This window comes from Ancylothrix sp. D3o (genome assembly GCF_025370775.1).
Classification (GTDB): domain Bacteria; phylum Cyanobacteriota; class Cyanobacteriia; order Cyanobacteriales; family Oscillatoriaceae; genus Ancylothrix.
Window position 1 is genome coordinate 1 of the sequence record NZ_JAMXEX010000029.1, and the last position, 19,958, is coordinate 19,958.

The 19,958-nt window shown below is 42.8% G+C and carries 26 protein-coding genes; 5 read left to right on the forward strand and 21 right to left on the reverse strand.

Going from position 1 to position 19,958, the window contains the following annotated elements:
* Together NG798_RS24050 and NG798_RS24055 are read right to left on the reverse strand one after the other, a co-directional pair.
* A partial coding sequence (locus NG798_RS24050) for a hypothetical protein (protein WP_261226254.1) occupies positions 1-692 on the reverse strand: 692 nt, incomplete at its 3' end.
* A gap of 348 nt (positions 693-1,040) precedes the next feature.
* Positions 1,041-1,418, reverse strand: coding sequence for a hypothetical protein (locus tag NG798_RS24055; RefSeq protein ID WP_261226255.1), 378 nt, complete (start codon positions 1,416-1,418; stop codon positions 1,041-1,043).
* A 274-nt stretch (positions 1,419-1,692) separates the two neighbouring features.
* Between NG798_RS24055 and NG798_RS24060 the strand changes: the two genes are divergently transcribed.
* The gene (locus NG798_RS24060) at positions 1,693-2,175 is read left to right on the forward strand and encodes a hypothetical protein (RefSeq protein ID WP_261226256.1); all 483 of its coding nucleotides are present in this window, start codon (positions 1,693-1,695) and stop codon (positions 2,173-2,175) included.
* A gap of 33 nt (positions 2,176-2,208) precedes the next feature.
* Here the strand turns inward: NG798_RS24060 and NG798_RS24065 are convergent, their stop codons facing one another.
* A complete protein-coding gene (locus NG798_RS24065) occupies positions 2,209-2,385 on the reverse strand; it encodes a hypothetical protein (RefSeq protein ID WP_261226257.1) in 177 nt (58 codons plus the stop codon).
* A 512-nt stretch (positions 2,386-2,897) separates the two neighbouring features.
* Between NG798_RS24065 and NG798_RS24070 the strand changes: the two genes are divergently transcribed.
* Positions 2,898-4,382, forward strand: a complete 1,485-nt coding sequence (locus NG798_RS24070; RefSeq protein ID WP_261226258.1) for a tetratricopeptide repeat-containing serine protease family protein — start codon at positions 2,898-2,900, stop codon at positions 4,380-4,382.
* Positions 4,383-4,597: 215 nt separating this feature from the next.
* On the opposite strand, the gene NG798_RS24075 is transcribed toward NG798_RS24070, so the two are convergent.
* Both NG798_RS24075 and NG798_RS24080 read right to left on the reverse strand, forming a co-directional pair.
* A complete protein-coding gene (locus NG798_RS24075) occupies positions 4,598-5,374 on the reverse strand; it encodes a CU044_2847 family protein (RefSeq protein WP_261226259.1) in 777 nt (258 codons plus the stop codon).
* A gap of 179 nt (positions 5,375-5,553) precedes the next feature.
* Positions 5,554-5,760: a hypothetical protein gene (locus tag NG798_RS24080; protein ID WP_261226260.1), complete on the reverse strand. Its 207-nt coding sequence runs from the start codon at positions 5,758-5,760 to the stop codon at positions 5,554-5,556.
* A gap of 85 nt (positions 5,761-5,845) precedes the next feature.
* Between NG798_RS24080 and NG798_RS24085 the strand changes: the two genes are divergently transcribed.
* Complete coding sequence (locus NG798_RS24085; protein ID WP_261226261.1) at positions 5,846-6,118, forward strand: hypothetical protein; 273 nt, start codon at positions 5,846-5,848, stop codon at positions 6,116-6,118.
* A gap of 210 nt (positions 6,119-6,328) precedes the next feature.
* Here the strand turns inward: NG798_RS24085 and NG798_RS24090 are convergent, their stop codons facing one another.
* From NG798_RS24090 to NG798_RS24115, 6 genes are all read right to left on the reverse strand, one after another.
* Positions 6,329-7,996, reverse strand: coding sequence for a tetratricopeptide repeat protein (locus NG798_RS24090; protein ID WP_261226262.1), 1,668 nt, complete (start codon positions 7,994-7,996; stop codon positions 6,329-6,331).
* A gap of 140 nt (positions 7,997-8,136) precedes the next feature.
* Entirely contained in the window at positions 8,137-8,286 is a 150-nt protein-coding gene (locus NG798_RS24095) for a hypothetical protein (RefSeq protein ID WP_261226263.1), read from the reverse strand.
* A gap of 223 nt (positions 8,287-8,509) precedes the next feature.
* A complete protein-coding gene (locus tag NG798_RS24100; protein ID WP_261226264.1) occupies positions 8,510-8,791 on the reverse strand; it encodes a hypothetical protein in 282 nt (93 codons plus the stop codon).
* Positions 8,754-9,002, reverse strand: a complete 249-nt coding sequence (locus NG798_RS24105) for a hypothetical protein (RefSeq protein WP_261226265.1) — start codon at positions 9,000-9,002, stop codon at positions 8,754-8,756. The genes NG798_RS24100 and NG798_RS24105 overlap by 38 nt, the downstream gene beginning before the upstream one ends.
* A gap of 147 nt (positions 9,003-9,149) precedes the next feature.
* Positions 9,150-9,338 (reverse strand): hypothetical protein, encoded by a 189-nt coding sequence (locus NG798_RS24110; protein WP_261226266.1) that lies wholly within the window; start codon positions 9,336-9,338, stop codon positions 9,150-9,152.
* 29 nt (positions 9,339-9,367) lie between these two features.
* Complete coding sequence (locus NG798_RS24115; RefSeq protein WP_261226267.1) at positions 9,368-9,493, reverse strand: hypothetical protein; 126 nt, start codon at positions 9,491-9,493, stop codon at positions 9,368-9,370.
* Between the two features lie 69 nt (positions 9,494-9,562).
* Between NG798_RS24115 and NG798_RS24120 the strand changes: the two genes are divergently transcribed.
* A complete protein-coding gene (locus tag NG798_RS24120; RefSeq protein WP_261226268.1) occupies positions 9,563-10,069 on the forward strand; it encodes a hypothetical protein in 507 nt (168 codons plus the stop codon).
* 261 nt (positions 10,070-10,330) lie between these two features.
* On the opposite strand, the gene NG798_RS24125 is transcribed toward NG798_RS24120, so the two are convergent.
* The 9 genes from NG798_RS24125 to NG798_RS24165 all read right to left on the reverse strand — a co-directional run bounded on the left by NG798_RS24125 (position 10,331) and on the right by NG798_RS24165 (position 15,488).
* On the reverse strand, positions 10,331-10,645 hold the full coding sequence (locus NG798_RS24125; RefSeq protein WP_261226269.1) for a hypothetical protein: 315 nt from the start codon (positions 10,643-10,645) through the stop codon (positions 10,331-10,333).
* Positions 10,646-10,783: 138 nt separating this feature from the next.
* Positions 10,784-11,095, reverse strand: coding sequence for a hypothetical protein (locus tag NG798_RS24130; RefSeq protein ID WP_261226270.1), 312 nt, complete (start codon positions 11,093-11,095; stop codon positions 10,784-10,786).
* Between the two features lie 276 nt (positions 11,096-11,371).
* On the reverse strand, positions 11,372-11,905 hold the full coding sequence (locus NG798_RS24135) for a hypothetical protein (protein WP_261226271.1): 534 nt from the start codon (positions 11,903-11,905) through the stop codon (positions 11,372-11,374).
* 173 nt (positions 11,906-12,078) lie between these two features.
* Complete coding sequence (locus NG798_RS24140; protein WP_261226272.1) at positions 12,079-12,777, reverse strand: hypothetical protein; 699 nt, start codon at positions 12,775-12,777, stop codon at positions 12,079-12,081.
* A gap of 131 nt (positions 12,778-12,908) precedes the next feature.
* A complete protein-coding gene (locus NG798_RS24145) occupies positions 12,909-13,433 on the reverse strand; it encodes a hypothetical protein (protein ID WP_261226273.1) in 525 nt (174 codons plus the stop codon).
* Positions 13,434-14,210: 777 nt separating this feature from the next.
* Entirely contained in the window at positions 14,211-14,342 is a 132-nt protein-coding gene (locus NG798_RS24150) for a hypothetical protein (protein WP_261226274.1), read from the reverse strand.
* A gap of 24 nt (positions 14,343-14,366) precedes the next feature.
* Positions 14,367-14,642 (reverse strand): hypothetical protein, encoded by a 276-nt coding sequence (locus NG798_RS24155; protein ID WP_261226275.1) that lies wholly within the window; start codon positions 14,640-14,642, stop codon positions 14,367-14,369.
* A gap of 323 nt (positions 14,643-14,965) precedes the next feature.
* On the reverse strand, positions 14,966-15,202 hold the full coding sequence (locus NG798_RS24160) for a hypothetical protein (protein WP_261226276.1): 237 nt from the start codon (positions 15,200-15,202) through the stop codon (positions 14,966-14,968).
* A 64-nt stretch (positions 15,203-15,266) separates the two neighbouring features.
* Positions 15,267-15,488, reverse strand: a complete 222-nt coding sequence (locus NG798_RS24165) for a hypothetical protein (protein WP_261226277.1) — start codon at positions 15,486-15,488, stop codon at positions 15,267-15,269.
* Between the two features lie 181 nt (positions 15,489-15,669).
* On the opposite strand from NG798_RS24165, the gene NG798_RS24170 reads away from it, so the two are divergent.
* Positions 15,670-18,975 carry an NACHT domain-containing protein gene (locus NG798_RS24170; protein ID WP_261226278.1) on the forward strand — a complete coding sequence of 1,102 codons (3,306 nt, stop codon included), beginning with the start codon at positions 15,670-15,672 and terminating at the stop codon, positions 18,973-18,975.
* A 303-nt stretch (positions 18,976-19,278) separates the two neighbouring features.
* On the opposite strand, the gene NG798_RS24175 is transcribed toward NG798_RS24170, so the two are convergent.
* Positions 19,279-19,788 (reverse strand): hypothetical protein, encoded by a 510-nt coding sequence (locus NG798_RS24175; RefSeq protein ID WP_261226279.1) that lies wholly within the window; start codon positions 19,786-19,788, stop codon positions 19,279-19,281.
* Positions 19,789-19,958: the final 170 nt, after the last annotated feature.

A 19,958-nucleotide genomic window follows, 5' to 3' on the forward strand; every position in this document is an offset into this window, starting at 1 on the left:
ACCCATTCAGCCATACTGTATTCGATATCATCAAATGGTGAGTACATATTCTCATTATCCTCCTCCTCTTCTTCATCCCAATAATTATCAATGAGGTCACACACAATGTCATAGGATATGAAATTTTCTTCACTGAATACATTACCAATCTCTCCATTACCCCAAGCATCAAACCCTTCTGCCTTAGCTTTTTGTACAAGAGCATAAAGCATTGGCAGTTCCTTTGGATTAGCCTCTAAAAAATCTAAAGTAATATGCCAAGAATCACAATTATCAAATTCACCTTCATCTGCCTCAGTTTCTTCAGTGACCATTCGTCTATAGATCCAGTACGTTGTACTATCTTCCCAGTCTACATCTCCTACTGGTTTAGCCCAGTAAGAATTAAAGTGATAGCCTTGAGATTGGCACGGGTGAACGTGTTCAAAAGCGACTAATGCACCCTGATATCTCTCAAATAACTTCTCAAACAATTGAGGTGATACATCCTCAAAGTCAGTTCCATAACAACCATACCCCCTAGAATTAAAGAAAATTGAATTGCCTTCTATTTTCAGGTCATAAACTGTTGTTGGCTCGGCCAGAGAGCCTTCATGCTCAAACTCTTCCTTTGATATTTCTTCAATAAGAGATTTAACAATCTCAGGCTCTTGACTAATTACTTGAGCTTCAGAGTTCCAAAAAACACCCATTCTTATCTCTCCTATACAGTAAAATAAAATACCAGTAGTAAAATGAGGTAGAAATTGGATATGCTTGCAGTCTAACTAAAAGTTTAGCAACAGTTGGGATGTAAAATACCTTATATTAATAGGCTACCTCAAAGTTTCCATTTAAAATTTCCCCAACGAGTAGAGAGAATAAACATTCCGTATAGTCAAGATGGTGACGGCTATCGTTTCCATTCAATTAATTTTCCCACCGAGTGAGGAGTTTAGACCACGAAGAATAGACTCCACCATCCACCGGCTCCGCAGCATTTACCAACCCTCCAACATCCACCGGCTATCGAGTAGGGCAATCGGGGTTTGGAGGTTTGCTTACGCCACTCTATCCGAAGTCTCTGGCTGTCGGTGGTGGCGAGGAGGCCGATAAAGTTTTTGGATGTTGGTGATGCCGGTGAACAAGCGTGATGTTGTTGGCGCTCGTGTTGCCGGTGGTGGCGGGGGGGCCGGTGGTGTTGTTGGCGCTGGTGGTGGTGGGGAGGCCGGTGGTAGCGGGGAGGCCGGTGGTAGCGGGGAGGCCGGTGATGTAAATTTTTCTGTGCCGGCCTGGATGCCCATGAGTTTCAGAATTTCCAAGCGTGACACCGGCCCTTGAAGTTCCACCGGCCTCCCACAATTCGCCTGTCCCCCCGCATTCACCGCCTCCGCAAGATCCACCGGCGCTGCAATAGCTAGGGGGTTCGGTGAATCCAAATAAATTTTTTCTTGACTATAGATAGGCTTGTAGATTGTGGGGTAAAGGGGGCCGGTGGTCTACTTTTATTTAGAGAAGACCGGATGGGTGCCGGTGGTACTGCGTGATTTGTCCAGGTTTTTTGGGATGCCAGTGAAATACGACGGGATTTGGCCGATTTTCGTTTGGGGTGCCAGTGAGATACGAGATTTTGTCGTGTTTGCCTGGGCCGGCGATAATATGTATTTTTTCTGGGCCGGCCTAAAATGGCCATAAGATTTTAAATTTCCGAGCGTGACACCGGCACGAACGAGTTCCACCAGCCCCGACAGTTCCACCGGCCCCCAAGCATTCGCCTGCATCACAGTATCCACCGGCTTTCAAAAATCCACCGGCCCACCAGCATCCACCAGCCTTAGCGCCAAAGCCGAGTTTTCAAAAACCACCGGCCATCTTGCTTCCACCGGCCATCTTACTTCCACAGGTCATCTTGCTTTCACCGGCCCCCGAACTACCACCGGCCCCTCAACATTCCCCCCATACAGGCAGGCTCACCAGCCCTTCAACATCCCCCGGTGCAGGCAAGTTCACCGGCCTCTTTCGGTTCTTAGGCCCAGGGAGTTCCACCGGCTCCCGGCAGATCCACCAGCATCTCAAAATTTACCGGCCCCTCAAAATTCACCTGCATCACCGTATCAACCGGCATCTCAATATCCCCCGACGTCCACTACGCTTTCCGTAGAAAGCCGGTGTCTCCATATCCGCCCGCCCTATTAGATCCAGGGATGCCGGTGAATAGCAAGGGGGTTTTTATGGACTCTTCTCTGTGTATTTTTTCAGGGCCGGTCTAAAATGACCATATAAGTTTAAATTTCCGAGTATGACACCGGCCTCTTTACCTTCCGCAGCTTCTCTATGTTCACCGGCAACATAAGCGTTTGTGCTGTTTGGGGCAATTATAACTAAGTTGCCGATCCTAGTTGGCAAGGGGGCCGGTGCGCGGTTTTGAGCTTTGACACATGGGGTAAAGAAATGTTCAATTCCCCCACCTTTTTAACAATCTCCAAAACTTGTGCCTCGTCAAGATTTAGCCATTCCTCAAAAAACAATCTCCTCCACTCTTCCAATAATTGTGTGGCTTGCTTTAATAAAAAAAGTAAGCGAAATTTCTAGCCCAATCTCCTCCATTAAAATGGCCTATGGGGGCCGGTGAAAGTGGCGATTGTACGAAAATGAAAAGGGGTAACTATTTATGCCCTCCAGTAGTACATCGGCGGATTTTGATGGACAGTCTGAGGAGCATTAGGGGAGAATGGCAAAATATGAACATCAGGGAGCAAATTTAGGCTGATTCAGGGACATATAGATAGGAGCTAGCTACAGGGAATACTGAGCAAAGGGGTTGTAGTTTAGTGGGTGGAGGTAGCTGTCCTATGTATAAATAGGAGTGCATCACTACAAAAGGTTCTATAACAACGTTATTAGCATGGGGTTAGATTATGGGAAAGCGAAGAGAAAGTTTTGAGGCAGTCCAAAAATCAACTGTAAGAATTAAAGACAAAAATGGAAAAACTTGGGGGACTGGCTTTTTTGTTAGTCGAGACGGGCATCTGCTGACGTGCGCCCATGTGGTACGAGATGCTGGTGGTTGGAAAAATGTGCGAGTGATGGATCAACCTGTAATTTCTGTTTATGAAGGAGATCCTGATAGAGATGATTTCTCACTTTTACAGGTTGAAGATGCTGTAGTTGTTGCGGCTGAATTAGGAAAAGATTTTGACCCTGGTGATGAGTTTCTAAGCTTTGGTTTCTCTAATGATGAATTCTATGGGGCCCCTATCCGAGGAGAGATTACTGCCTTTGCTCGCTGTGGTGCACTAGGCGACCAAAAGCTAATCCGGTTAGAGACATTCTCAGATGCTCAACGCATTGAAGGCGGTCAAAGTGGCGCGCCTATATTTGTTTTTCAAAAGGGGAAGTATAAAGCCATTGGATTAATTGTAGCTTCTGAGGATTTGAATGGGGGATTAGCTATTCCGATGTCTATTGTGATTACCAAAAGTGGCTTGCAGAAAAATTTGTCAGCAAATATTTACAAATATGTGTCCAAACCAATAAATATTTTTATTTTAATAACTTTAATGATACTTCCGGTTGGAATTTTTTCAAATTTAATAAGCTTGGATTATTTTTCAGGAAATTGCTCTTCCACTCGAGTTGAAAAAATAATAGCTGAAATTGATAAAAATAGAAAAGAAGGAAATAGTGAAAATGCCTTAATTAAAGCAAATAAAGGTATTGAAGAATGTAAAGATGAAGGTTTAATCCTTGCTAAAAGTAGAGTTTTAATAGAAAAAAGTGATTACGATCAAGCGATTGATATTTTAGAAAAGATAATGTTAAATTCTAATTCTCTACATAAAGTAGAAGCAACGTATCGTTTGGGAATTGCCTACTCTAACCAGAAGGACTACGAAAAGGCTCTTCAAGAATTTGATAAAATCAAAGATGATACTGAGTATAAAACGAGAACTTATTACAATATAGGAGTATGCTACTATTATTTACAAAGATGGCTTGAAGCTATACCTAAATTTCAATATGTTGCTAAACAAGCAGAAAAATCTGCAATAAATAAGTTGTTACAAGAAACAGACTTTTTTTCTTACTACCAAGATTCCATAAGAGCCTTATTAGATATATACGCAACTTTGGCTTATGAAAATCAAGGCACTCCACAAGGAACAAATTATCTCAGTAATTTTATAAGCTATTATAGTGAATATCTCCAAAAAGTTATTAAGCCTAATGAAAGAAAATTGGAGCTAGATCGTCTAAATAATTATGTAGTAGGTAAAGCAGTACCTTCTAGCCAAATCTATGTTTATAGTTATAAAAGAGAAGAATTTAAAAGTTTACTATGTAAACTTTATAAGCAAAATATGTACGAAGTTCCAAAAAATCTCCAAAATGTATGCTCTTAAATAACTGCCAGGGATAAGTGTCTTTTTTGTGTTAGATGTTATATCGGCTGACAGGCTTGTAAAAGCATCTAATTTTGGCGTTACTGAATTTAAGTATGAATTGAAGAGTTCGGAATTACCATCAGCTAAGTATGATGAGGCTTGTAACTTCCGAGAACAGTTGGTTCATACAGTTAATTAGTAACGCCAAAATCTTACACTAAAAACTATACTGATTACAATTCTTCTATTGCATTTTCAAGATATTCAAGACTGTGCAAGTCTTGAATAAATTTGTTGGAGCTTAGACAACACCCTCCGTCTTTAGGAGGTTTATTTTTATCGCAATTTCGTGACGAATCGCAGTTCTGTATTGTTAAAGATAATGCGTTAACGTAGCTTAATTTTATGTTCTTCGCTTTTTTCCTAATTTTTTCAATTTCTTCATCGCGGTTGAAATCGTTAGAACCTGTTCTGCTGGCTTCCTTAAAGGTTTGAATTTCTGATTCTAAGGATTTTAAATCAGCCTTTAAATCTTCATCCTTTGACTCTGGTGAGGTATGAGATGTTGACGCTGATTCTAAATCAGCCCTAAAATCTACACCCTCAGACCTTGACAAAATATTAGATATATTAGATATTGGCCTTGAGACTGGCAAGAGATTTAAATTTTCAGATGGAGAAAATTTCCAACTAACTTTAACTTTAAAACTTGCCTGCCCTGAAGCTTGCATAAGCACAGCATTTCCGCTGGCTGTGAATCCTAGATTAAATTCAACTTCTGCACCGTCCGCAGTTAGAGGTTGATTCAATTCTTGCCAAACATCAACAAAAGTTTGGCAAGTGGGCATCACCGCCTGCCGAATCATCCGTTTAAAATCGTCCGCTGTCAGCTTGTCCGCAACTCCCGTATCCTTTGAAGTTTGTTTAATACCGCTCTGATTTCCAGTTGGTATTACCTCAATATAGATTTGATTCCCTTTGTCGTCCTCTATTGGTACAAGATTAGCCATTTTTTTGCTTTCCAAGCACTGCTAAATTATTTCCAGATTGAGACACCCTACTATGATAGTTGTAGGGCTAGGCGCATACGTTAGGACAATACTTAAAAGGGTAAAGCCGAGCTACGCCCAGAGTAGAGTAATCTTACAGCTTTATTTTCGCTGACTCAGTATTACCGGAAAAATAATTGTTATATTTTTTTACATAATGTTGTATTTTGCGCGGAGTTCGGCTTTACCTCCTTTATGTCCACCCGCCCTATGATGTCTTCCGGCCCCTTAACATCCCCGGACGCTGATAGATTCAGCAAACTCATACCATCCACTGCCCATGCCAGGTTAACCGGCCCCTTTGCATCCTCTATTTCTTCCGCAAAAGCCGGGATTTCGGTATCCACCGGCCCCCAGATATCCAAGGCTTTTATTTGCTTTTGAGGTGTTCAATCTCCAACAGTGAAGTATCGCGGTTATTGTAATTGAGTGATGGGTTCACTGGCCGATTCTACATTCGCCGGCCCCCAAGCATTCGTCTGTATCATAGTATCCACCGGCCCCTGGACTCTCACCGGCCTCTCAAAATCCACTGGCCCTTGGAGTTACACCGGCCTCTCAAAATCCACTGCCTGTCAGGCCGATTCACCATTTCCTAAGCATGGAGATGGGGCAATCGGATCAACTGGCCTTGCAGTATCCACTGGCCTTTTCAACATCCCTCCAGACTGGCAAATTCGCTGGGCCTATAGTATTCACTATTAATCTCCGCAGGTGTAGGTACCTCAATATCTACCGAAATAGCGGAAATCCACCGAAAGAATGAAAAACCCTTTTATCACCGCATCCACTACATTTATTCCCATTTGAATATCCATCAACCCTTTACCGTAACTGGCCCTTGTAAATGCGCTTCCCTCATAACAGTCCATTGAATGGAACCTCTCTCCCAACTGTCCAAATAAAAGAACAATCTTAAGAGGAGAATAATTTTTTAAATTCAGGAGCTTCTCGAATTAAATCAAACATTGTATCACTCTTGGCTTCTTCCTTATAGTTAGGATTAAACTTAATCGCTTGCTTTAAATTTTCCAATGCAAAGTATAAATCTCCTTGTAATCCATATATCCTGGCTTTACCATACAAGGCTAGATAATCATTAGGTTTATAGTGTAAAACTTGCTCGAAAGAATCAAGTGCTTCTTCGTATTTTTCTAATTCACTTAAAACAATTCCTCTGTTTCCCCATATTTTATAATCATCAGATTTGTATTTTAAAGCTTGATCATAAGAAGCAAGTGCTTCTTCGTATTCTCCTAAATCAATTAAAACGTCTCCTTTATTGTACCAAATTAGATAATCATCAGATTTATAGAGTAAAGCTTGCTCGTAAGAAGTAAGTGCTTCCTCGTATTTTTCTAATTCACTTAAAACAATTCCTCTATTGTACCAAATTTCATAAGAAGCAGATTTGTATTTCAAAGCTTGATCGTAAGAGGCTAGTGCCTCTTCATATTTTTCTAAGTTACTTAAGGCATTTCCTCTGCTAAACCAAGCTAGATAAGAATTAGATTTGTATTTAGTAGCTTTATTATAAGAATCAAGTGCCTCTTCATATTTCCCTAACTTACTTAAAATATTTCCTCTGTTCAACCAAGCTCCATAATCATTAGGCTGATATTTAATAGCTAAATCATAAGAAGCAATTGCCTCTTTATACTTTCCTAAATTGTCTAAAACTAATCCTCGATTATAATAGACGGGAGAATAATTAGAGTTCCTTTTTAAACATTCATTTAAGTCTTTTAGCGCTTTTTGATCCTCGCCCAAATAGTAGAAAGCCAAACCTCTAATATTATAAGCAGAAAATTCTTGCTTGTTTGTATCTAATTCTATGGCTTTTGTGCAATCCTTAATTATTCCTTTATAGTCTCTAAAATAAGATTTTGTATATCCTCTCTTGACATAAGCATCTAAATATTGAGGATTCAAGCTGATGGCTTCAGAAAAATCTTTAATTGCTTCTTCATATTTCTCTAATTCTAAATAAACAGAACCTCTACTCAAATACGCATCATAATAATTTTTATTAACCGTAATAGCTATGTTAAAGTCTTTTAAAGCAGATTCATTTTCATTCTGTTTAAAATAAAGGTTTCCGCGTCCAATGTAAGCATCTGCTAAATTAGGATCAATTTCTATAGCCTGATTGTAATCTTCAAAAGCTTTTTCTATGTCTTCCACCTGAGAACGAGCATAAGCTCTACTAACATAAGCTTTAGCAAAAACAGGATTAAATTGGAGGGCTTCTGTATAAAATTTAATAGCTTTCCCAAATTCTTTTTTTGTTGATTCTTCTAACCCTGCATTGAGCAGTTTGCTGGCAGGAGGCAAGTTGCTAGACTCATCGGTCTTATATTCATAAAGACGAGCTTCAATCCCTTTATCAATTCTAAATATTGAATCTATTTTAACCAGAGCATCTATTCTAGCAAGAGAATTATTAGAAAATATGTTTAAATTAATACTTTGTGCATACGCCTTATCTACATTAAAACAATATGAGGATAATAATATCACTATTAGCCCCATCAATAAAAAATAATGAGTTAAATTTGTAAAAATTTGTTTGACTCTGGACATAAATCTTACCTCTTAGCACAATTTTAAATTTAAGTTTTACTCAGAAGCTAAATTGCTTAACAATTACTTAATCACATCAGGTAAATCTCCTTCTCAGCCTTTGTGCAATAGCTTTTGTTTAGCTTGTTTACAGCTATCCTTTATAAAATAAGCTGTAATTTTACCATACTCAGTATCAAAACGCTTACTAGACCCTCAAAATTTAAGCGGGTATTAGGTGCGTACTGTTGTTCGTGTACCGCCCCCACCGCTTTTAAAATCTGTTGAAACGTATTGGCTTTTTTGTTCATAGTCTCCTTTTCAAGGAACGAAAAAGGACATTGACCCCATTTATTCCAACTCGTTATTCCAACCCGTTGCGGAACGAGCCAGTCATTATCAATTGATAAGGCGCGACCTTCATTTTAAATAAAATGAGTGCACCGTAAGGGAGTTAGCTCATTATCACCATTTTCTTCCGATTCCTTAAGCAGATAGGAATCCCATCTCGGCCTTGTCAATATTCTTCTGTTCTCAAATATCGAGCGGCCCTGGCAGATCCGACCGGCCCCCAAGCATCCGCCTATCCCACCGGCCCCCTAGCAGATTCACTAGCCTCTCAATATCCCCCACCCCTGGCAGATTCACCGGCCTACATCTAGGGGTGCCGGTGAGGTTCAAGGTGTTGGGAAAGTTGGTGGTGCCGGTGCTGGCGGGGAGGCCGATGATGCCGGTGCTGGCGGGGAGGCCGATGATGCCGGTGCTGGCGGGGAAGTCGCTAAAGTTGCCGAAGTCTTTGGATGTCGGTGATGGCAAGAAGGCCGATGAAGTCTTTTGATGTCGGTGATGCCGGTGAGCAAGCGTGGTGTTGCTGATGCTTGTGGTGCCGGTGGTCGCTAGGAACCCAGGGAGGCCGGTGGTCGTGGGGAGGCCGGTGATGTACCTTTTCTCTGTGCCGGCCCCCAATAGCCATGAGTTTAAGAATTTCCAAGCGTAACACCGGCCTCCAAAAATCTACCTGTACCACTCCATCCACCGGCCCATTGGAGTTCCACCGGCACTGCAATAATATACTGATGCCGGTGAATCCAAATAACTTTTGTGTGGCCTGTGGAAAAACTGGCGGATCGTTAACTAAACAGGTTTTTTGGGTATGTGGTATTGCGTGATTTCTTCAGGTTTTTTGAGGCCGGTGAAATAGGGAATTTCTTCGGGGTTTTTTGGGGGCCAGTAGGATACGATATCTGGCTGCTGTCCGGTTGGGGTGCCGATAATCTCTATTTTGTTTGAGCCGGCCTGAAATGCCCATGATTATGAAGAGTTCTTTCTGTGTGACACCGGCCTCTAATGGTTCACCTGCCATATAGCGCGTCTATCGTCTTCACTGGCCCCTCAACATCTGCTGGCACAAGCGAATTCCACCGGCGCCTCAATATCCAAGGACTCAGGCAGGTTCATCGGCCTCTCAATATTCCCTGACGCTGACAACTTCACCGGCCCCCTAACATCTACTGGCATGAGCGAATTCCACCAGCCTCTCAATATTCCCGACCCTCTCGAAATTCACCGGCCCCTAAACATCCAAGGGTGCAGTCAGGTTCACCGGCCTCTCAACATCTACGGGTACAAGCGAATTCCACCGGCCCCTCACTATTCATCAGCCCTCCGATAGCCACCGGCCCCTCAACATCCCCCATCTCAGACAGATTCACCGGCTTTATTACATCCAGGGAGGCCAGTGAGGTTCAAGGTGTTGAGGAGGCCGGTGGTGCCGGTGGGACTCTAGGGGCCGGTGGTGGCAGGGAGCCGGTGGAACTCGTAAAAGTTGCCGAAGTCTCTGGCTGTCAATGGTGGCGGGGAGGCCGGGGATGTACATTATGCCGGCCCCCAATAGCCATGAGTTTAAGAATTGCCAAGCGTTCCACCGGCCTCTTTACGTTCAAGAGCTTGCCTAGATTCACTAGCCCCCAAACATTCCATCGGCTTTCTTACATCCACCAGCACTGGCAGATTCACCGGCCCCTGAACATCCTCCGGTGCCACCGCAGAAATCGGTGTCTCAATGTAGTGTTTCAAGATCCAAGAACTCTATGACGTCCACATACCAATGAATCAAATCGGTTTTTAGTTGATTCGTAAGTGGCCTAATTTCATCAACTTAACAGGGCCAGTGATGCGATGGGTGTCTACTGAAGTGGCCATGAGTGTCGGTGGTATTGCGTAATTTGTTTATGTTTATTTGGGTGCCGGTGGGATACTGTATGGGCCGGTGTCCGCCTGGGGTGCCGATAATTTCCCCACAGAGGGGGGAGACTGGGTATCGACCCCGCAGCCACACCAATACCGCTCCTGAAATTACTGCTTTTTACGGACGAAGTGAAGAATTAAGAAACTGGGTATTAACCCCGCAGCCACACCAACACCACCGTAAATAAATTGTTGCTGCAAGGTTCCTTCGTTGTCTCTAACGGAACGGGTGCTGTAGCTTCGTGCAGAGTAAATTTCTCGACTTCTTGTGGAGTTACAAAACATATCTCCGGGGCTGCAACTTCGAGAATAACCCTGCCCCGGAATGCTTTCATAGAGAGTGTAAGAAATTGGGGAAGCGAGGGTTACTCCAATAATTCCTCCAATAATTGAGCAGACTACGATGGGGATGAGTGTCTTCATATTGCTAATGTTTTTGATGAGGGTGAGTGTCGATTTGAATTGGGTTTGGAAAGGGTGAGATCTTCGCTAAAGTGACGGTTCCGCGTCATAATTCGCCCCCTCATTGTCCGAGGGATGATTCCCTACCTTATCTTCTGTTCAAGGAACTACTAAACTATTAATAATTCGGCGAAAACCCTCTTCAAGGCAGATTTCCTTCGCACACAAGTAAGCACTAACTATCACATGGCCCCCTTGGGAAGGAATAGCAACATAAACCTGCTGATGCAGTTGGTTATCATCGACATATATAATAGAATTCCTCCCGGCAATGGTTTTACGGCCAATGACACGACCATAGAGTTCTTTTGTCGTCCATCTAATTTCAATTCCCTGCGGTATATTATCGGTTGGTGCGCCTCCTTCTTGAGCTAGGCATTGCATATACTGATAATTTACGTTATCAGTCACAAAATAATTGCCGTTGTTTTTGAGTATTACTCTATAATTAGATGGATAATCAAACCTATATCCAGGGGCAATGACCTGAGTTTTACTTGTAATTGCTGCCGGTTCTAAAGAATATTTTAGATATTGAAGACAGCGCAAACCCCTTAGTCTTCGTTGTGCTTGCGCTGGTGATAGTAGATAGACTGAAAATGGCAGTAATATCAGTATAATTATACTGATTCGTGCTATCAGAATTTTTTGAGGGATTAGCATAAATAGCGGGTTAATTTCAAATGTTTAAGGCACAACTAAACTATTAAGAACTCGGCGAAAACCCTCTTCAAGGCAGATTCCTGTACCACATAAGTCAGCACTAACTACCACATGACCCCCTTGGGAAGGAATAGCAACAAAAACCTGCGGATGCACTCGATCATCATTGCCATATATAATAGAATTCCTCCCCGCAATAGTTTGGCGGCTAATGACACTACCATATAGTTCTTCTCTGGTCCATCTAATTTCAATGCCTTGCGGGAGAAGATCAGTCCCTTCACGTTCTCTAACGAGGCATTGCATATATTGATAATTGCGATTGTCGGTGATAAAATAATTACCATTATTTTTTAAAATAACTCTATAATTAGATGGGTATTCAAACCTATATCCGTCTGCAATGACATGAGTTTTATTTGTAATTGATGCAGGTTCGGAATAAGATTCTAAATATCTATGACAAAACTGCGATCTTTGTTGCGCTTGGGCTTGTGATTGGATATGGAACTCAAATGACAATAATATCAGTATTGTTATACTAATTCGTGCAATCATAGTTTGGTGAAGCATTAGCATAAATAACGGGTAAATTTCAAAATAGCCATTCAGTTTGGTAGGGTTTGGGAAAGGGCGATCACTCTTAGGTTAGGAAAGGGCGATCTTTACTTCTGGTTTTTACTTTAGATAAAAATGACAAGCTGGTCTGATTCTTGATTCATCATTTAGCTTTAACGACATTTTTCATTAGGAGATAACGACCACTCATATAATTGAGGAGCTTGCTGATTATTGTCCGTGATAATGTGTAACTTTTTACCATATACATTAAAAAATGAGCCTGTACAAAATCCTTTTCCTGTACCAGAACAATCTCCAAATTCATGGTAATTAAGGTTGCTAACCATTCGACTCTCTAATCCTCTTAATTCTCTTATTCGAGAGGGATGCTTGTAGTGGAATTGCCATCCTGAGTTTAAGATAACTTCTCGTGCTTCGCTGTAAGGCATTCCCTGATATAAACCCCTAGGTAATTCCTGTTTTAGCTGACCTAACAAACATGATTCTTTGCTTGATAAAGTCCAATGATATAATCTAGGATCTTGTTGATTATTGACCGTGACAATCCCTAAACGTTTACCATTTGAACCAATAAAATCCCCTCCACAAAATCCTATTCCAGTTCCAGAACAATCTCCAAATTCATCATAACCGAGTTTGTTAACCATTCGACTTGTCAATCCAGATAATTCTCGGACACGGGGACGTCCATAATCTATTTGCCATCCTGAATTGAGGATAATCTGTCTGGCTTCACTGTAAGGCATTCCCTGACGCAAACCAGTGGGAATTTCCTGTCCTCTTCCAACCAAAGGAAATAGCGCGAAATTAACAATGATTCCAATTCCAGATAAAAGCCCATACCGCATAGTATTTATTCCTAAATCCTGTAAAGATGCTTAATAATTAACGAATTCTTATTGGGCTAGTTTCTATTCAGCGTCAAAGACTTAAAAAATTGCCAATTTATTTAAGTAAATTATGCTATTTTGTAGGTAAATTAAATCATTATGTCTACTCCCCATCTTAATTGAAGGGGTTGACCCGGAAACGGTTTACCCCGGCCAGTATACATATACTCAAACTCTTGAACCCTACCCTGAATTGATCCAAAAGTTCTTATACTACCAGTGCGTTTTTTTGAATAAGTGACAGCCGCGATATTATCGCACCCCTCAATCAATTGATTGCTCATGGCCGTTAACATTTGGGTAGAAGCCATTATATTATCAACAAGCTGACCGCTTCCTTCCCTTAGCGTACCCAAAAGAATTATCAAGTGAATAGAGCGTCCCGCTGGTGCGCCGACCTGCCATTCACGATAAATTTGTCTACCCTGAAACTCCACAGTCAGATAATTATTATTTTTAATTTTTGCTTTAACATTTTCTACTGCTGTATCACAATAATTTTTAGATTGTTTTACTACCGGAGTAAGAGATTGAGCTTGAGAGGGACTGAGTGATAAACAGAATGTGGTAAATACCGCACTCGAAGCTAAAATAGTCTCAATAATTTTCTTCATACCTTTTGTCTTGATTGTAAAGAGTATTTTTGGAGGGTTAGTCAACTGATCGCCCGATTGAAATCCGCTAAAGTACGAGTGATATTGCCCTAACGGATAGATATGAGCCAGTCTGTTAAACTGATAACACCGCTCTTTCCTTCTATTGATATTCTTTTATGTTTTGGCTCTTTGTCTATGCCTAATGCTGTATCTGGCGCTGCAAGGGCATCTGGGTGTCTTCTGCCAGGAATCCCTCACCGAAACCACCGCTTCCCAAGGATTTTATGGCTTTATAGCGATTATTTAAGAGGATCGGCACGATGGGTACTCCTGGCTAGGGGTGGTTCAATGAGTATGAGACTTCGGGAACAGCGGTCGCTTTTTACCGTCAATAAGTGATTTAGCTAACTATCAATTAAAGCTTTTTTGATCTTTTCCGGCATCAGTATTTTCACTCAATTTCGTTAACAGATGAGGAATCCAGGTTGTTTCCCCAGGGATGGGAATGAGCGTCCAGAAACCGGGTTTCTTCAGCTAAGTTCTGCGAGAGGCATAAAGTTAACCCAGAAACGCCGTTTCTTATCTATCGCCTTGGCGGAAAACTTTTACGCAAAATTGGCAAAATTTTTCAAGACTTACGCAAACTATAAGAATCAACACTATTTGTAGGGGCAATCCCCCTATGGTTGCCCCTATATTGGGGCTATACCCCAATATAGAATGACTAGCTTGGTAAATCTAAGGCAATAACCCTAACAGAACCTTGACAACTTGACTGCCATGTAGGTTTAAGCCCTACCATTGGGACGCAGAATTGAAAGCATTACTGACATCCACCGGCCCCCAAACATCCACCAGTCTTAGCGCGAAAGCCGAGTTCTCAAAAACCACCGGCCATCCTGCTTTCACCGGCCCTCGGAGTTCCACCAGCCCATTAATATCCGCCTGTTCCTACGCGAGAGCCGACATCTGAATCTCCACCTGCCCCCCAAAATCCACAAGCATTTTCAAATCCACCGGCCCTCCGACATCCACCAGTCTTAGCGCGAAAGCCGAGTTCTCAAGATCCATCGGCCTTCTTGAATACACCAGCACTGGCAGATTCACCGGCCTTACAGCATCCAGTGGCCTCCCAATATTCACTCGCTTACCCACCGGCCCTCCGATAGCCACTGGCCCCCCACCATCCACCGGCCCCAAGACATTAGGGTGTGGTCTCAGATCCACTGGTGTTAACCTAACAAGCAGATTGTAGTTTGGAACCCTTCTAAAATTAGAAGCCAGTGCTTCCATTCTAAATATGGAAGCGTCGGTGTCGGTGGGACAGATGGTGTTGGTGCTAACCTGACAACCCAATAGTAGTTTGATACCCCTCTCCAATTAAAGGCCACTGCTTATATTTTGGCTATGAAAGTTCGGAGGCCGGCAGCCCAAATTCTGGTGTTGTTAACCTGGCAAGCAAGTGGTAGTTTGGTGGCCATGCCAATTAGAGGCCGGTGGTTATAAGGATTGGGCCTAGTAGCTCGGTGCCGGTGGGAATGGTGTGGGTGTTAACCTGCCATACACGATGGTAGTTGGTGTCCATGCCAATTAGAGGCCGGTGGTTTCTTTTGGCCTATGGTAAAACCCATGAATGCCGATGGTTCTGGGGAGTTTGTCTGGTAGCTCGCTGCCGGTGGGGCAAATGGCGTGGGTGTTAATCTGGCAAACACGATGATAATTTGTTTCCAGGCAAATTGGAGGCCGGTGATTAGAATTAAAAGCTGATTGAGCTTTTTGACAAACACTACCCCATCTTTTTTTACCCTAAGTTCCCCATATCAGCTATAAGCAAGGCTTTTTGCCAAATTATCACCTTGTCAGTTTTTTTGTCAAACTTCGGAGCCAGACACAATATAAGAGAGTCAATGCCAACCATCCCGACGCACAGCAAAACCCAGGAAAGGCAACATCAATATTCGGTAAAGATTGCGGGTTAACCTCAATCAACTGCTTAATGTATGGTTGAACAAAATTATCATAAGCATTTTCTAAAGCTTCCCGTTGTTTGAGTTTATCTTGTTGGTCGTTCATCGTTAAGCAGCCTTCATTTCAAGCGTCTGAAGGCATGGTCAGTTTGGGGTACGACCGCAAAGCAAACCACTTGTCGCATCAGCTATAAGCTTGATATAATCAGGCTTAGAGAGGTTTAGGGGAGGTCGTAGAGACTGCAACCCCCCCAAAGTTTTTTGCTCAAAATCCCTTGGTTAAACCGATGCCGAGTAAAGATAAAGTCACCTATGGGCCTACTGTTAAAAAGCGTGCCAAGCGTTTATTAGAGGCACTGTTGGCTTATGTGAATGGCGACTTAGAAGACATTAGCGGCATCTCCCTCAGCTATAAATGGCAGGATGAAACGACCAAACAACCAAAATTAGTGATTGAAACGAAACTGAGGGTACTAGAATATCTCACAGAAAAAGATCGGCATGAAGGTAAATTAACGAAAACCCAGATCAGACAAGCACTTAATGAGCATTTAAAGGAATTTTTGCAGATTCTTGAAGATACTCGTGCTAAAACTCAGGGAGAAGAAGATTGGCACTTTACTCTGAAACTGTGGAGTAAAGATAAGGAAAAGAATTTAGAACAATTTGAGATTGAATGGGAAGATAAACGACCCGAAAAATCCAAGCAGCAGGAAGAAACTTTACGGGAAACAGTTGTAGAGACATTTCAGGCAACGTCTCCACTGAAAGATGAGGGTATCAACTGGCAAGGAATCTGTCGTCAAAACCTAGCGCTACAAAAGCAACTCACCACCAACCCCTTTACCAACGCCTACGGGGTGACACCGCAACTCGATGAAATTTATGTTCGCTTAGCAATTGTTGAACGCAAACCGCCTAAACCTCCTTCAAGAAATCAGCCAGAAGAAAAGGAAGAAGAACTCATTCCCATTGCAGAAGAACGCTTTTTTGAGGATGTATTGCGACAAGGGAAAAGCCAAAGTCAAGGGCGAAAAATAGCTATTATTGGCGAACCAGGTTCGGGAAAAACAACGCGGTTACAGAAAATTGCTGGTAGGATTTTAGAGAAAGATTTGGGGTTGCCAATTTGGATAGATTTAGCTGATTTAGAAAATAAAAACATCTGTAAGTATTTGGAAAATGAATGGCTACCCAAATGTAAAGGAGGAGTCAAGCGCAGTGATTTAGAACCGCAAATTAGTCGAGCTTGGTTGTTGCTCGATGGCGTGGATGAAATGAGCCACCCTCACAGAATGAAAGAGTTATCAGAAGACTTATCAAGTTCATGGTTGCAGGATGCGCGGGTGGTGGTGACTTGTCGGGTGAATGTCTGGGAAGCGGATAAGAATGCTTTTTCCGGGTTTGATGTGTTTCGCAATTTGCCTTTTAACCCGGAACAGGTGACGGACTATATTCGCCGTTGGTTTGCGGCGATGGGGGATGCAGCGACGGGGGAGAGTTTAGAGGCGGCGTTAGCACAGTCGGGAAATTCCCGTCTCAAGGAGTTGATTCAAAATCCGTTGCTGTTGTGGATGTTGTGTCAAATTTGGCAGACGGGGGGTGGTTTACCGAAAACGCAGGCGGGGTTATACGCGCAGTTTGTCGATTGGGTGTATCGCTGGAAGGCAGATGAGGAGATTTTAGACCAACGGGAGGCAATGAATAAAGCGTTGGCGCGGTTGGCGTTGGCGGCGATGGAACAGAAGGATGAGGTTTCGCGGTTACGGTTGCGGGAAAGTTGGGTATTGAAGGTTTTGGGAAGTCGCCCGATTTTTCAGGCAGTGATGAAGTTGGGGTGGTTGAATCGGGTGGAACGGTTTCCAGAGGCGATTTGTGTGTTTTATCATGCGACGTTTCAGGAATATTTTGCGGCATTGGTGGTGGATGATTGGGATTATTTTTTGCCTCGCAATCATGTGAATTTTCCAGTGGCAGGGAAGGAATATCGTATTTTTGAACCACAGTGGAAGCAGTTGATTTTGTTATGGTTGGGGCGTAATGTTGGGGAGGAGAAAAAAAAGGAGTTTATTGAGAAATTAATGAATTTTGAAGATGGGTGTGGAGATTTTTATAAATGTCGTGCTTATTTCTTGACGGCCACCACAATTAATGAATATAAGACTTGTTCCCTAGCTTCTGAAATCGTTAAACAGGTGGTTCAGTGGGGATTTGTTTATTTTGGGGAGCCGATTGGAAAATGGGCAAGAAAAGTGATACCAGAAATCAATCGTCAACTGGTTATTACAGAACTTTATGAAATTGTAAAAAATTGCAAAGTAGGAATTACTTGTTTTGGAGTTGCACATTGGTTGGGGGAAATCGGACAAGGAAATCTTCAAGCAATCGAAGCTTTAACAACACTTTTAGAAACTTCTAATAATATATCTACTTGTTTGCAAGCAGCAGGTAGTTTGCTGAAAATCGACCCAGGAAATACTAAAGCGCTCACAGCTTTAATTAAATTTCTGAAACCTACTAACCCGAAAAATATCCGTTGGCAGGCGGCAGAAAGTTTGGGGGAAATTTACCCAATTAATCCTGAAGTGATCCCAGCTTTAAAAGAAATTTTGAAACCTACTGAAGATGAATATACCCGTTTGGTGGGGGCAGAAAATTTGCTGAAAATAGATCCCAGAAATCCTGAAGCAATCGAAACTTTAAACATTCTTCAGGAAAATGCTAAAAATACATATGTTGGCTTGCGGCCGGCAGAAATTTTGCTGAAAAATGGACAAGAAAATCCTCAAGCAATCAAAGCTTTTAACACTTTTCAAAAAACTACGATCCATGAAAATATCCATTCGCTGGAGGAAAAGAGTATAGGGCAAATCGACTTTAAAAAAACTCACAAAATCGCGGATTTAATCAGAGATATAGAAACTGCTGAGGATAAATATATTAGCTGGGCAGCAGAAAGTTTGGAGGAAATATTAACCACACCCGAACAATATGCAGATGCCGTTTCAATCTTAAAAAAATATCTTAGCGATAAAACTTATCAATATGGCTCCCGTCGAGTCAAAGAATGGTACAAAGTTCTTTGGTGTTGTGCTCACAAGCTCCCCTACTCCAATTTTTATCGGGAATGGCATAGCGATACCCCTACCTCCGAACCCATCAATCTCACCCAACTTCCCCCACTCCTGCAAGCCCTACTCACCGAAACTAACCTCCACCAAACCTTCCAACTACTGTGTATCGATGGCAGCAAATTCGATAACCGCGATAACCCCGCCGTCGATATCTACCTACAGCTCGTCAAAAAACACAACTGCCCCAAATCCACAGAAGGCACACCCCGCACCCTCACAGAACTCAAAATCTATTGGCAACTCTTAGACTGGGAAAAACAGCCCATCCTCATTTTCTACGAAGAGACAAACCCCCAAGGTTTTAGACCAACTTTTCTCGATGCTCTCACTCGGTTCGACGCTACAATCTGCGTTATCACCGGCACACCCCATCCCACGATTCCCACTTTTTTACCCGAAGATCCGCAACTGATTCAAACGATTATTAATTGGCTGCAAAGTAGGCTTTTAGAAGCATAATCAGCTTAGATGAAGTTTTAAATAACAGTTAGATGACTTATATTGATTTGTAATTGTTGGAGGTGGCCAGCGTTTTACAAAAGCCCCAAAAGTTATGATTGTCTAGTGTGTCAAAACGCTGAATTTTTATTTTTGCAAAGTGTATAAATTCAAACACAATTTTACAATTTTAAGCGCCGGTTGGGAGGACTAATGCGGATGTAATAATCGGGCTTTTAATTGCCCCCTTTACTGGTCGGCTCAATTTCCACCCATTTAATAAGATCCACCGCATCCATCGTCCGAGCGAATTCCACCGGCCTCTCAATATTCCCCTACTCCGCCAAATCCACCGGCCCCTCGACATCCCTCACCGCTGGCAGATGAACCGGCTTTATTAGATTCCGGAAGGCCGGTAAGGTTCAAGGTGTTGGGGGAATTGGTGCTGCCGGGGAGGCCGGTGCTGACAAGAAGATCGCAAAAGTTGGCGAAGTCTGGGGCTGGGGGTGGTGGTCGGGAGGCCGGTGATGTCTTTTGATGTCGATGATGTCGATGATGTCGGTGAGCCATAGTGGTGTTGCTGGCGCTGGTGGTGCCGGGGGGGTTGGTGGCAGTGGGGAGGCCGGTGATGTCCGAGAGGTTCGGGGTGTTGCTAGCGCTTGTAGAGCCGGTGGTCGCTAGGAACCCAGGGAAGCTGGTGATGCCAGTGAGATCGATGGGGCCGATGAACCTAAAGAGGCCGGTGATCGCAGTAAGGTCGGTGAGGCCGGTGAAGTTGGTGGAGCCGGTGGTGGCGAGAACGCCAGTCGTAGTGGGGAGGTCGGTGATGTACATTTTCTCTATGTCGGCCTGAAACAGCCATAAGTTTAAGAATTTCCAAGCGTTCCACCAGCCCCCAAGCGTTCCACCGGCATCAGAAAATCCACCGGCCCCTCAACATTCTCCACCGAAGCGCAGATGAACCGGCTTTATTATATCTAGCAGGGGCCGGTGAATGGCATCGG